Genomic DNA, 12,459 nt, shown 5'->3' with positions numbered 1-12,459 from the left:
GCGCGCGGCATCGGGTGCGGTGCATCGCCGGGCGGAGGGGCGTCCTCGTACCGGGCGTACTCGGGCGTTCCGACAACGCAGCGAGGCGCCGTGGCTGTCGTCGCGCGCCTGCCAGGGATTGCGCGACAGCCCTTGAGGGCCCATGCCTGGTACCCGGCCGACCGGCCGGGCACCACCCCTTCCCCTCATCGATGCGGCATCGCCGTCCGCGCGGTCAAGGGCCGGTGCGTCCAGCCGAGCAAGGCCACCGAGCACACCGCGGCGAACGCGCACCAGGTGGAGATGAACTCCAGACGCCACAGCGTCGCGCAGATCGCGGCCCCGACGGCGACGAGGAGGCCGAGCAGCCGCAGCAGGCGGTCACCGGCGAGCAGCAGGGAGCCGACCGTGGCCACGAGGTAGCCCGCGACGAGCAGTTCGGAGTGCGGAAGGTCGAGGACGTACCCGAGGGTGTGACCGCGGATCTCCGCGGTCACGGGGCTGGTGGCCAGACGGTACGCGAGGGAGGCGGCGGTCGCGGCGCCGGCCACGACGGGGAGCAGCAGTCGGCGCCGGGCCCGCGGCGGCGCGGCGCTCAGCACGGCCGACGGCACCCAGAGCGCAAGCAGTGGAAGGGCGATGACGGCCCAGACCACCGTGGCGGGGCCGGCGCCGCCGCCGGAGCTCCAGATGAACGACTCGATGATCTGATGGGCGCCGAGTAGCAGCGGCAGCGCCGCGAGCGGCAGATCGCGGGACCGGCGGGTGCGCGCGACGCAGACCACTCCGATTACGGCGATGCCGGAACCGGCCGCCAGATCGGCTGTCGCACTCCAGCACATGAAGTCACCCCGGCCCCGAAGTTGTGCGAGTCGCTCTCTGACGGGGGCAACGCTAAGGGCTGTCCCGTAGTCCCTGGTGGATCAGCGCGCGGCGTCGGATGCGGTGCATCGCAAGGCGGAGGGGCGTGCTCATACTGGACGTATTCGGGCGTTCCGACAACGCAGCGAGGTGCCGTAGCCGTCGTAGTACGCCCGCCAGGGATTGCGGGACAGCCCTTAGGTCCTCCTCAAGGGACATGAACGGCGCCCCGCCCACACCCCCGTCCGGCATACCACCGTCCCCTGGGTGCGGTCACGCGGAGCGCGGACAGCGCATGCACGGTGGTGGTCCGCCCGCCACCGGTGGGCTCCGACCCGGGCCGCTGGGGGCGGGAACCGGGTCTTCCTGATGAAGGGGACAGTCGCGGCGCTGCCGGTGCTTCCTCGCCGGAAGCCATCAACTGCGGCCGACCGTGCGAACGTCGGTGGCAAGCACCGCCGGTGTCGGTCAGGTGCGTCCGCTCGCGCTTGTTCACGCCAACTCATTGACCGTCGGATCACGTTGACGTACCGTCACCGCTGATCGCGTACAAGAACTCGGTTCAGAATACGGAACATCGTTCCCTGGCCGAGGAACTGCCTTTACCACCGCACCAACCACCTCACGGGTGCCTGCGGAGGACACCGCAGGCGGTGAGAGGAACTCCTAGTGCGCACAGAGAATCAGCATGCCAGACGGCGGGGCGGCCGGACGGCCGCCTCGTTCATCGCGGTCGTCCCACTGATCGCCGCGGCCCTCACAGCGCTGTTCGCCACCGGCTCGGCCACGGCCGCACCGGCAGCAGGCTCGTACAGCCTGTCGAACGCAGGCAGCGGACGGCTCGGACGCCGGCGGTTCCATGGCCGAGAGCTCACACGGACTTCGGTCGCGGCCGGTGGATCGCCCCGGCGCTGTCGGCGAGGGGGGTGCCGGTGCCGCCCCAGCGCAGTGCGACGATCTCCGCCGCGATCGAGACGGCCACCTCCTCGGGGGTGCGGGCGCCGAGATCGAGGCCGATGGGCGAGCGAAGTCTCGCCAGTTCCGTCTCGCCCAGGCCGGTCTCCCGCAGCCGTGCCAGACGGTCCTCGTGGGTCCGGCGGCTGCCCATCACGCCGATGTACGCCGCCGGGGAGCGCAGAGCAACCTCCAACAAGGGGACGTCGAACTTCGGATCGTGCGTGAGCACACACAGGACGGTCCGCTCATCGGTCTCCGTGGAGCGCAGATAGCGGTGCGGCCAGTCGACGACCACCTCCGCACCGTCCGGAAATCGCCGGGGGTCGGCGAAGACCGGCCGTGCGTCGCAGACGGTGACCAGATAGCCGAGGAAGGCACCGATCCGGGCGACCGCGGCGGCGAAGTCGATGGCACCGAAGACGAGCATGCGCGGAGGCGGGGCGAACGAGTGCAGGAACACGGTGACGTCGTCCTCACGGCGCTCGCCGCGCGGACCGTAGTGGCGCAGGCCCGTCGCCCCTTGGGCCAGCTCGCCCCGTGCGTCGGCGGTGACGGCCGCGTCGAGGCCGCTGTTCCCGAGCGAACCGGACACGGTGTCCGGCCATACGGCGAGCGCGGCGCCCCGCCGGGCAGGGCCGTCGGTCACGGTGGCCACCACCACCGGCCGGTGTCCCGCCACCGACGCGGCGACCTCTCCGAACGCGGGATCGGTCGCGGCCGACACGGGGCGTACGAGGAGGGTGATCTCACCGCCGCAGGTGAGCCCGACAGCGAAGGCGTCCTCGTCGCTGTAGCCGAAAGTCTGCAGTTGTGCCCGGCCGGTCTCGACGACCTCCGTGGCCAGGTCGAAGACGGCTCCTTCGACACAGCCTCCGGAGACGCTGCCCACGACTTCGTCACCGGGGCCCACCGCCATCGCCGCGCCGGGGCCGCGGGGCGCGCTTCGGGTGACCGCGACGACGGTGGCGAGCCCGAACGGCTCCCCGGCGGCGTACCAGCGGCTCAGCGCCGGGAGGATCTCACGCATGACGGGCACCGCCCGCAGCTGCGTCACCGGCACCTGCCGTGGGCGGTGTCCGGCGAGCCCGCAGGCCGTGGCCCTCGACGAAGGCGTCCATGGATGTGCCGTCGGCAGTGAGACCGTACGCCTTGCGGCCTACGGCTTCAGCCCGCCACATCTGTCCAGGCGTACGGCTTGCCCAGAGACCCCTTCGTGGGTCCGGCGCCCACCGCCTCCATTTCGCGATCTGCCGCTCTCATCAGCTGGCCCGCGACATCCTTCATGGCACGGCTCGCCGCGAGTTCGTCCCCGATGGTGGGGATGTCCACGTCCTGCGGGTTGCAGCGGGCGACCCCGTGACCCATGAGTTTCTCCGAACCGGTGTCCAGCACGGCTTCGGCCTTGGTCGTACCGTTCTCCTCGGAGAGATCGAGGTGGACATTCCACTCCAGTGTGCGTGTCATCGCGCACCTCCCTCACCCGCGTCCGGCCGCACTGTGCCACCACCACGCGGTCCTGCCCTCAGGATCCACCCGGCACGCCCGGTTCGCGCTCCGGGGCGTGCCGCCCCGAGACCCGTCGGGATCCGTGACCGGCGGCCCACCCTGCGGGAGTTTCCGCGCCGAAATATGATGCGGAGGGCAACTGCGACGGGAGCCGTCGCCGGACAGTGCCCGCAAGAGCAGTGCCCGCGGGACTGTGCGGGAGGCGTCCCGGATCCGCCCGCCACATGAGTTCCGTGTTGCGGCTCGCGAACGAATGTGTGGAGCGGCCCATGAACCGGCGTCGTCCTCGCCGTTCCGCGAGTGCCGAGGAACTGCTCACCACGCTGCAGCAGCTCACCGCCCGGGCACGTCACGAGGTCCAGCTGCATCAGGCTCGGGTGGAGCTGGCCGAGGCGCTGCAGCAGGATCTGCTTCCCGCAGGCCTGCCCTCGCTCCCGGGGCTGCAGACCGCCGCCCGCTACTCACCGGCCCGCAGCGGACTGGACATCGGTGGCGACTGGTACGACGGCTTTCCACTGCCGGACGGCACACTCGGATTCGCCATCGGGGACGTGCAGGGCCATGACGTGGAGGCCGCCGCGTTCATGGGACAGATCCGGATCGGCATGCGGGCGATCGCCGCCACCACCTCGGATCCGGGCGAGATCGTGGGCCGGACGAACGATCTGCTCCTCTCCATCGACTCCACCCTTTTGGCGACCTGCACGTTCGTCCGTTTCGACCCGCGCGCCGGGGAACTGCGCACGGCTCGGGCCGGACATGTGTCCGCCGTCTGGGCCACGACAGACGGGCGGTCGGGGATCACGCAGGACGCCGGCGGACTGCCGCTGGGTGTCGCGGCGGAGAAGTATCCGGTCACCCGGCACCGGCTGACCGCCCCGGGGGCGTTCGTGCTCGTCACGGACGGAGTCGTCGAAGGGCCCTCCTTCCCGATCGACGAGGGGCTGGACGCGGTGGTGCGGCTGGTGGCCGCCCGGACCTCGGCGTCGGCCGAGGCGCTGGCCGACGAGGTGATGCACACGGCGGAGCGCACCGGTCACCAGGACGACGCGGCCGTCCTGGTCCTGCGCCACAAGGGCTTCCCCGTCGGCTCCGACTGACCGGGGGGCCGGGCCGAGCGTGTCACGCAGCGGCGCGTCCCGGGCCGCGGTGTCTGATGAGGTCTGTGATCCGCAGCGAGGGAACCAGACGTACGGCGTCAGCTGTGCTCCACATCCTGGTCGTCGCCGCCGGCTACTACGGGGCAGGACAGATCGGTCTGCTGAGAAAGGTGACCGTCCACGGCGCCACGGTCACCCCGCTCTGGCCGTCCACCGGAATCGCCCTGGGCTGCCTGTTGTACCTGGGCATCGGCGTCTGGCCCGGCATCACCCTCGGCGCGCTGCTCAACATCGTCACGCTCTCCGACACGGTCACGCTCTCCGACTGGGGAATCATGATGAGCAGTACCGCGGCGCCCGTCTGCTCGTACCTCATGCTGCGCAGATTCGGGTTCCGAATGGAACTGGACCGGCTGCGCGACGGTGTCGTGCTGGTCTTCCTCGGCGCGATGGCCGGAATGCTGATCAGCGCGACGGCCGGAACCGTCCTCTTCGTACTCGACGGCAAGCTGCCCGCAGGCCATTTCTGGCCGGTCTGGGCGGCATGGTGGTCGGGGGACGCCATGGGGGTGCTCGTGGTCACCCCGCTGATGCTCGTCATGCGCAAGGCGCGGCTGCCCCGCGCCGACGACAGATGGCTGGAGGCGACCGCACTGGCGGTCGCCTCCGTCGTGGTCACACTGGTGGCCACGCGGAGCGAACTGTCGATGATCTATCTGGTGTTCCCGCTGCTCATCTGGGCCGCCCTGCGCTTCCAGCTGGCGGGCAGCGCGCCCTGTGCTCTGCTGGTGTCCGTGCTGGCCATCATCGCGGGAGGGGAGGCGGTCGGTCCGTTCGCCGGACACACCGTCCTCCAAGTGATGCTGAACCTGGCGATCCTGAATGGTTCCGTGGCACTGACCGCGCTGCTGCTGGCGGCGATCGTCACCGAGAAGATGGATATCAGGCGCCGGATCGAGCAAGCCTGTGTGGAGCTGGCCGACGTGGTGGACCATCTCGCGCCGGGCAGATCGGCGGCCGCGTGGCCGTCGCGGTACAAGGACAGACGCGACGGCCTCTGACGTCAGGCGGCCGGGGCTCCCGCTTCACCCCGCACGCCCCTCACCCGGCGTCACTGCGGAAAGTGACGGTCCAGGAAGTCGTTGCGGAACTTGCCCGCCGGGTCCGACCTGGTCGTCAGCTTCTCGAAGGCGGCGTACTGCGGGTACAGCGTGCGCAGCGTCTCGGGTGCGGTCGTGAACACCTTGCCCCAGTGCGGGCGGGCCCCGAACGGTGCCAGTGCCTCCTCGATCGCCCCGAGCACCGGTGTGACGGCGGCGATGTCCTGCACCCAGGTGAAGTGGAAGGCCACCGCGTCGGTCCCGCTCGCGGGGCTCAGCCACAGGTCGTCGCGGGCCACGGTGCGGATCTCGCCGATCTGCAGCAGTGGGGCGATCCGGTCCCGGAGCCGGTCGAGCGCCGCGAAGGCTGCCGCAGCGTCGCTCCGTGCCACGAAGTACTCCGACTGCAGCTCGTCCCCGTTGCTCGGGGTGAACTCCAGCCTGAAGTGCGGCAGACGCGTGTGCCACGCACCGGGAACACCCTGCTGCCGTGTGCAGTTCGCGGCCGGCATGCCCTGGATCGGGTGGCGCGGACCGTCCGCGAGCCTCGCGCCGAGCCACTCCGCGGGCGCCTCCGCCGGTCCGTCCGCACTCACTCGCTGCTTGAGCCAGACCTGGTTGACGGGGCCGCCCCGCCAGTCGGTGAAGAGGCTGACGCTGTACGCGGCCGACATCACCTCGTCGAACCCGGCCCGGTCGCCGATCCGGGCCTGCGGCAGATCCTCGTAGACCCACTGCCGTACGTCGAAGGCGGGCACCAGGTCCAGCGTCAGCCGGGTCACCACGCCGAGGGCGCCCAGGGCGACCACTGCTCCGGGGAAGTCCGCGTCGCCGCGGGTCAGCCGCGCGGTGGTCCCGTCCGCCGTGACCATGTCCAGCGCCCGGACCGCACCCGCCAGAGAGGTGTTGGCAACCCCGGAGCCGTGCGTTCCGGTCGCGCAGGCGCCGGCCACCGAGATGTGCGGCAGCGAACCCAGGTTGTGCAGGGCGAAGCCGTTCCGGTGGAGTTCGTCGGCGAACTCCCCGAATCGCAGTCCCGCGCTGACGGTGACCGTCCCCGCCGCCCGGTCGATGTCGACGGTGCGTGGCAGTCCGGCCACCGACACAAGGTCTCCGGCCGTGTCCGCGACGGTACTGAAGGAGTGCCGGGTGCCCAGCGCCCGTACCTTTGTGCCGGTGGCGACGATCTCCTGCAGCTCCGCCTCCGAGCTGGGGGTACGCAGCCGCCGCGCACCGAAGGTGATGTTTCCGGCCCAGTTCTTCTCCGCGGGAGTCACCGCACGTCCTCTTTCGCTCGTGGCCGGCCCTCGCCGCCTCCGGCCCAGTCTCCCAGACGCGGAGGCGACCGTACGAGGTGGTGACATGTCCGCGCACCATCCAGCGCGGAATCGCCCGAATGCCCACAGCCGGCCACAAGGCCCTGTGATCCGGCCCGGATCGGGACGAGGCCAAAGCGGCAGCTCGCGTTCTGAACTTCACGAGAACTCCAGCGAAATGGCACGTGTGTGGATATCGTGCACCGAGCGAGGGCGCATCCGTCAGTCCACGGGATCGGCGGATGCGTCCTGTTTGTGGAGATGCAACTGTGACTGGGGGGTTCATGGGGCATGTCGAGCTACCCGAATCCGAAATATCAGGACCCGCGGGACTGGCGGGGGCGCCACGTCCGCGGACTGCTTCGAACAGGCCGCACAGCACGGAACTCGAACAGCTGTGGAGCGCCCCGACCGTACAGCGCAACCGTTCCGACCACCGGCCGGGCCCGAAGAAGAGACCGGGCCGGTACCTGCCGCTCATCGTCTGCACCGATCTTCTCGGCCTGGGGATACCGGCCTGGATCGTACTGGGCGCCTACGGGCAACCGCGGGCACAACTCGCCGCCGTGGTGTCCGCGTCGGCGTGGGCAGGTGTCAGGGCCATGCGTGGCAGGTACACGAGCCAGCGGCCGGCGGGCTTCGCGGGCGCGCTGACCGCTCCGGGGGACTGGCTGCTGTTCATGGGCGTGATGGCCGTGCTCGCGACCGTGTTCAGGGAGCCGGTCCAGCCGGTGACCGCCGTCGCGGCGCTGGTGCCCGGCCTGCTGGTAACCGTCGTCGTGTCGACGGTCCGTCACCTCCCGTGGCCGGGAGAGCGACAGCGTGCCGTGCACCGGGTGCTCGTGGTCGGCGAGGCGCCGGGGGTGGACCGGGCGGTGCAGCTGCTCGGTTCCCGTACGGACCACGCCTACACCGTGGTGGCCGCCATACCCGTGGGCGCGGCGTCACTGAGCTGTGAGTCTCCGGTGCCGGGGCGGCTCGCACCCGCCCCGGCCGACGACGACGTGACGACGGTCCTGGGCGGAGCCTTCGCCCACGACGCGGATCTGGCGCTCGTCGTACCCGGACCGCAACTCTCCGGGGAACGCCTGCGACGCCTGTCCTGGGGGCTGCACGACGGGGGGCTCCAGCTGTCCGTGCTGTCGGACCTCTCGGACATCGCGGCAGGCCGGGTGCGTCCGGCCTCCGCGGCCGGGCTGACGCTGCTGCACATCGTGCCGCCGCTGCGCCGGGGGCCGCAGATGGCGCTGAAGGCCGCGGTGGACCGTACCGGTGCGGTCCTCGGACTCGTCCTGCTGACGCCGCTGTTGCTCCTGATCGGGGCGGCAATACGGTTCACCTCCGACGGTCCGGTGTTCCACCGCCAGATCCGTCAGGGGCAGCACAACCAGCCGTTCACCATGTGGAAGTTCCGCACGATGGTGGAGGACGCCGAAACGCACAAGGCGGAGCTGGCGACGGCGAACGAGAACGACGGTGCGATGTTCAAGATGCGCCGCGATCCGCGGGTGACCCGGATCGGCCGGGTACTGCGCCGGACCTCGCTCGACGAGCTGCCGCAGCTGCTCAATGTCATCCGGGGCGACATGTCGCTGGTGGGTCCGCGGCCTCCCCTGCCGGAGGAGGTGTCCCGCTACGACGAGCGTGAGCTCCGTCGGCTCGCGGTCCGGCCCGGGCTGACGGGCCTGTGGCAGGTCAGCGGACGTTCGGACCTGTCCTGGCAGGAGACCGTCTCGCTCGACCTGTGGTACGTCGACAACTGGTCGGTGGCCACGGACCTGGGGCTCATGGCCCGTACGCTGCGCGCCGTCACCGACGGCCGCGGGGCGTACTGAGAGCGGCGGGAAGCCGGATGTGAGAAGTGAACGTCGGCCGGCCCCGCGGGGCCGGCCGTCGCGCTGCGGCGACCGCCCGGTCCGGCGGACCGGGCGGCAGTGGTCAGCGGTCGGTGTCCCGGTGATCCAGCCACCAGGCGTAGGTGCGGGCGATTCCGTCGCGCAACGGGATCTGCGGTTTGAAGCCGAGGGAGGAGAGGCGGGAGATGTCGAGAAGCTTGCGCGGGGTGCCGTCGGGCTTCGACGTGTCCCACGAGACGCCGCCCTGATAGGCCGTCACGTCCCGCACGGTGGCAGCGAGTTCATGGATCGTCAGGTCCTCGCCGCAGCCGACGTTGACCGGTTCGTCACCGTCGTAACGCTCGAGGAGCAGAAGGCATGCCGCGGCCAGGTCGTCGACGTGCAGGAACTCGCGCCGGGGGCTGCCGGAGCCCCAGAGCGTGACCTCGGGTGCGCCGCCGTGTCGCGCCTCGTGGAAGCGGCGGATCAGGGCGGGCAGGACGTGCGAGGAATCCAGGTCGAAGTTGTCGCCGGGCCCGTAGAGATTGGTGGGCATGGCGCTGATGTACGAGGCCCCGTACTGCCGCCGGTACGACTGGGTCTGCACGATGCCGGCGATCTTGGCCAGCGCGTACGCCTCGTTGGTCGGCTCCAGCGGGCCGGTGAGCAGGGCGTCCTCGGGGATCGGCTGCGGCGCACGCTTGGGATAGATGCAGGACGAGCCGAGGAAGAGCAGCCGCTCGACCCCGGCGGCATGCGCACCGGCGATCACGCTCAGCTGGATGCGCAGGTTGTCCTCGAGGAACTGCACCGGATACGTGCTGTTGGCCATGATCCCGCCGACCTTGGCGGCGGCCAGCACCACGGCGTCCGGGCGGATGTCACGCAGAAAGGCCTCGGTCGGTACGGCATCGCGCAGATCGAGGCTGTCGCGGCCACGGGTGATCACCTCGTGGCCTTCGGCGGTGAGGCGGCGCACCACTGCCGAGCCGACGAGTCCGCGGTGGCCCGCGACGAATATGCGGGCGCCGGGTCGCAGGAGGGGGCGGACGGATTCCTGGGGAGGGCCGGGGAGATCAGTCGTCATGGCTCGGATTGTGCCAGTAGCTGTACACCGCGGTGCCGTTTTGCCGCAGATCGCGCAAATACCGATATTTCGGTGACCCAGCCACCTCTCCGGCGACCTCAGAGGGGGGGAGGACGTGGCGAAGACCGCGCTCATCACCGGCGTGACCGCACGCCCCGGTACTCGCCCTCCGTGCGCCAGGAGGGGTTCTCCTGGGAACAACCCCAAAAGTGATCTTATGCGTTCACGTGATGCGCAAGTGGTCTTCACAGTAAGGTCATTGCACCATCAACACCGATACCGATATCCCGCAGGACCGGATGCCATGTCCGGACACCTGAATCCGGGAAACGGACGTCACGTTCACCGTGGGGGGAGAGAACGGATGGGGCACAGGGTCGGCTACGCGCCGGGAGTCTACGACCTGTTCCATGTAGGGCACCTGAACATCCTGCGGCATGCCCGCAGCCAGTGTGACTACCTGGTGGCGGGGGTTGTCTCGGACGAGATGGCCGCGCTCGCCAAAGGCCACAAGCCGGTGATTCCACTGCCGGAGCGGCTCGAGATCGTCCGCAGCGTGCGCTACGTGGACGCGGCGTTCGTCGAGACCGTGCCCGACAAGGTCGAGACGTGGCAGCAGGTCAGGTTCGACGTCATCTTCAAGGGAGACGACTGGCGGGGCACGGAGAAGGGCAAGCGGCTCGAGCGCGACTTCGCCGAAGTCGGTGTGGAGGTCGTCTACTTCCCGTACACCGTGCATACGTCCAGTACCCAGCTGCGCCGGGCACTGGACACGCTCGTCAGCCCGCCGCCCGGAGCGCTTTCAGCTCCCTGAACCATTTGACGAGGAAGGCCACCAGGAACAACGCGTGCACGGCGGCGAGCACGGCATAGCCGATACGGAACGCGGCCTCGTCCCCGAGCAGCAGGAACACCAGGCAGAACACCCCGTAGTCGGCGGGGAGCAGCGCCACGGCCCGCACCCGGGACACCGGGGCCGTGGCGCTGCCGGGCGGTGCGGGGCGGGCGGCGGCCCTGCCGAGCTGTTCGCGCAGCAGACCGGCACAGAAGGTCAGCACGGCGACGAACAGGAAGCCCAGCGGCAGCAGCAGCCAGCCCTCGCCGGGCAGCTCGAAGAACCGGTGGAACGAGATCAGCACAGCGGTGTGTACGAGGATCATCTTGGCGCAGTCCACGACATGGTCCAGCCACTCACCGTCGGGCCCGCCCCGCCCGGTCAGCCTGGCGAGCTGCCCGTCGGCCGAGTCGAAGGCGAAGCCGACCACCAGAGCGGCGTACACGACGGCCGCGAGCCCCCAGGACGGACGGACCAGCGCCACCGACGCGATGGCGGAGAAGGTGAACACCGCACTGACCGAAGTGACTTGATTCGGCGTCAGCCCGGCTCGAAAGGCGCCGGCTGCGAGCACCCGCCCGGCCGGACGGTTCACGTACCGCGAGTAGAGCGACACACCCTTGGCGGTCTTCTGTGCGCCGCGCAACTCACGCAGCACCGTACCTGTGGATCCCATACGCCCCCCAGCGTCCAGCCGTTCCCGCAGCGTCGGCGGAGCACCGACGACGCTGCGGTCGGAGCCGCATCATGGCACGGAGAGCCTCTGTCACGGGGCTACTCCCGACGTCGGACCGGCAGGCGGTCGCCTCAGGCGGGCGCGGTACGGCACTCCGGGTGGCCCCAGCCGTTCGGGTTCTTGGCGATCATGTCCTTGGCCGCGTAGGGCTTTCCGCAGTGGCAGCGGCCCGCGAACCTGGCCCGGATGGTGCCCCCGGTGCGAGCGGGGCGTGCCGCTCCGTCCGTCTTCTTCGCCGCCGTACCGCCGCTCCGGCCTCCGGACGCCCTGGCAGGGGCGGGAGTCGGCAGCGGAGAGCCGTGTGCGGAACCCGCCGCCTGCTGGGCGACGGCGGCCTCGCTGGCCGCCTGGTCGGCAAGGGCGTTGAGCGGGTCCCCGTCCACCTGGTGGGCGGGCACGTAGACGAAGTTCACGGTCCGGCCGCTGAGCAACGCGTCGATGCGGGCCACCAGATCGCGGTTGGCCACGGGCTTGCCGGCCGAGGTCTTCCACCCGTTGCGTTTCCACCCCGGCAGCCACTTCGTGACCGCGTTCATGGCGTACTGCGAATCCATCCGGACCTCGATCTCCGCGCCCGGGTCGGTGGACTCCAGCAACTCCTGGAGTGCGGTGAGTTCGGCGACGTTGTTGGTGGCGGTGCCCAGCGGCCCCGCCTCCCAACGCTCAGGGCTCCCCTGCGCATCGGCCACGACCCACGCCCAGGCCGCAGGCCCCGGATTACCCTTCGATGCCCCGTCACACGCGGCGATCATGCGCTCGTTCATGCCCCCGATCATGCCAGCGTCACGCCTGCCCACGGCTGCGCAGCCCCGACGGTGACGCAGCGTAACGCTTCGGAATGCGGAGAGCCCGCGACGCTGGTTCCCTGATGGAGCCCGCTCTTCCCTAGCGTCAAGGAGTGACGATGAGCGTTGCAGGCGAAACCAGTGGCCGAGCCCAGCAGATGCGCGAGAAGGCCAAGCACATGACCGAGGCCGCGGAGCGCGCCACCGATCCCGAGCAGCGTCAGCGGCTCGAGGAGAAGGCTCGGAAGCTGCAGGAGCAGAGCGAGCAGCTCAGCAACATGAGCGGCGAGACGCGACCGCACAAGTAGGACCACCACCACGCACAGGCCGATGGTTTCGCCGCTCTGACCATGAGTGGGCGG

12 protein-coding genes are annotated in these 12,459 nt (G+C 70.3%); 5 read left to right on the top strand and 7 right to left on the bottom strand.

Annotated elements, in window-relative coordinates; genetic code table 11:
• Nucleotides 1-185: 185 nt before the first annotated feature.
• The 3 genes from ACFYP5_RS31695 to ACFYP5_RS31685 all read right to left on the bottom strand — a co-directional run bounded on the left by ACFYP5_RS31695 (nucleotide 186) and on the right by ACFYP5_RS31685 (nucleotide 3,261).
• Nucleotides 186-821 carry a DUF6629 family protein gene (locus ACFYP5_RS31695; protein ID WP_389042276.1) on the bottom strand — a complete coding sequence of 212 codons (636 nt, stop codon included), beginning with the start codon at nucleotides 819-821 and terminating at the stop codon, nucleotides 186-188.
• Between the two features lie 890 nt (nucleotides 822-1,711).
• Nucleotides 1,712-2,824 carry an XdhC family protein gene (locus ACFYP5_RS31690; protein WP_389042274.1) on the bottom strand — a complete coding sequence of 371 codons (1,113 nt, stop codon included), beginning with the start codon at nucleotides 2,822-2,824 and terminating at the stop codon, nucleotides 1,712-1,714.
• Between the two features lie 137 nt (nucleotides 2,825-2,961).
• Nucleotides 2,962-3,261 carry a DUF1876 domain-containing protein gene (locus ACFYP5_RS31685; protein ID WP_389042273.1) on the bottom strand — a complete coding sequence of 100 codons (300 nt, stop codon included), beginning with the start codon at nucleotides 3,259-3,261 and terminating at the stop codon, nucleotides 2,962-2,964.
• A 311-nt stretch (nucleotides 3,262-3,572) separates the two neighbouring features.
• Here ACFYP5_RS31685 and ACFYP5_RS31680 point away from each other — a divergent pair, with 311 nt between their 5' ends.
• The gene (locus ACFYP5_RS31680; protein ID WP_389042271.1) at nucleotides 3,573-4,403 is read left to right on the top strand and encodes a PP2C family protein-serine/threonine phosphatase; all 831 of its coding nucleotides are present in this window, start codon (nucleotides 3,573-3,575) and stop codon (nucleotides 4,401-4,403) included.
• A gap of 65 nt (nucleotides 4,404-4,468) precedes the next feature.
• The gene (locus ACFYP5_RS31675; protein ID WP_389042269.1) at nucleotides 4,469-5,464 is read left to right on the top strand and encodes an MASE1 domain-containing protein; all 996 of its coding nucleotides are present in this window, start codon (nucleotides 4,469-4,471) and stop codon (nucleotides 5,462-5,464) included.
• Between the two features lie 50 nt (nucleotides 5,465-5,514).
• On the opposite strand, the gene ACFYP5_RS31670 is transcribed toward ACFYP5_RS31675, so the two are convergent.
• Nucleotides 5,515-6,780: an FAD-binding protein gene (locus ACFYP5_RS31670; RefSeq protein WP_389042268.1), complete on the bottom strand. Its 1,266-nt coding sequence runs from the start codon at nucleotides 6,778-6,780 to the stop codon at nucleotides 5,515-5,517.
• Nucleotides 6,781-7,103: 323 nt separating this feature from the next.
• Here ACFYP5_RS31670 and ACFYP5_RS31665 point away from each other — a divergent pair, with 323 nt between their 5' ends.
• Complete coding sequence (locus tag ACFYP5_RS31665; RefSeq protein WP_389042266.1) at nucleotides 7,104-8,654, top strand: sugar transferase; 1,551 nt, start codon at nucleotides 7,104-7,106, stop codon at nucleotides 8,652-8,654.
• 103 nt (nucleotides 8,655-8,757) lie between these two features.
• Here ACFYP5_RS31665 and ACFYP5_RS31660 read toward each other — a convergent pair whose 3' ends face one another.
• The gene (locus ACFYP5_RS31660) at nucleotides 8,758-9,741 is read right to left on the bottom strand and encodes a GDP-L-fucose synthase family protein (protein WP_389042265.1); all 984 of its coding nucleotides are present in this window, start codon (nucleotides 9,739-9,741) and stop codon (nucleotides 8,758-8,760) included.
• A gap of 364 nt (nucleotides 9,742-10,105) precedes the next feature.
• Here ACFYP5_RS31660 and ACFYP5_RS31655 point away from each other — a divergent pair, with 364 nt between their 5' ends.
• A complete protein-coding gene (locus ACFYP5_RS31655; protein WP_389042263.1) occupies nucleotides 10,106-10,555 on the top strand; it encodes an adenylyltransferase/cytidyltransferase family protein in 450 nt (149 codons plus the stop codon).
• On the opposite strand, the gene ACFYP5_RS31650 is transcribed toward ACFYP5_RS31655, so the two are convergent.
• Together ACFYP5_RS31650 and ACFYP5_RS31645 are read right to left on the bottom strand one after the other, a co-directional pair.
• Nucleotides 10,521-11,252 carry a CDP-alcohol phosphatidyltransferase family protein gene (locus ACFYP5_RS31650; protein WP_389042262.1) on the bottom strand — a complete coding sequence of 244 codons (732 nt, stop codon included), beginning with the start codon at nucleotides 11,250-11,252 and terminating at the stop codon, nucleotides 10,521-10,523. The two genes, ACFYP5_RS31655 and ACFYP5_RS31650, sit on opposite strands and share 35 nt — an antisense overlap.
• Before the next feature lie 131 nt (nucleotides 11,253-11,383).
• Complete coding sequence (locus ACFYP5_RS31645) at nucleotides 11,384-12,076, bottom strand: ribonuclease H (RefSeq protein ID WP_389042260.1); 693 nt, start codon at nucleotides 12,074-12,076, stop codon at nucleotides 11,384-11,386.
• A gap of 140 nt (nucleotides 12,077-12,216) precedes the next feature.
• Between ACFYP5_RS31645 and ACFYP5_RS31640 the strand changes: the two genes are divergently transcribed.
• Nucleotides 12,217-12,405: a DUF6381 family protein gene (locus tag ACFYP5_RS31640; RefSeq protein WP_030973195.1), complete on the top strand. Its 189-nt coding sequence runs from the start codon at nucleotides 12,217-12,219 to the stop codon at nucleotides 12,403-12,405.
• Nucleotides 12,406-12,459 lie beyond the last annotated feature (54 nt).

The sequence above is a fragment of the Streptomyces sp. NPDC005262 genome, assembly GCF_042872425.1.
GTDB lineage: Bacteria > Actinomycetota > Actinomycetes > Streptomycetales > Streptomycetaceae > Streptomyces.
The sequence above is the reverse complement of the archived record's forward strand: the minus strand, read 5'-3'. Positions and strand labels throughout refer to the sequence as shown.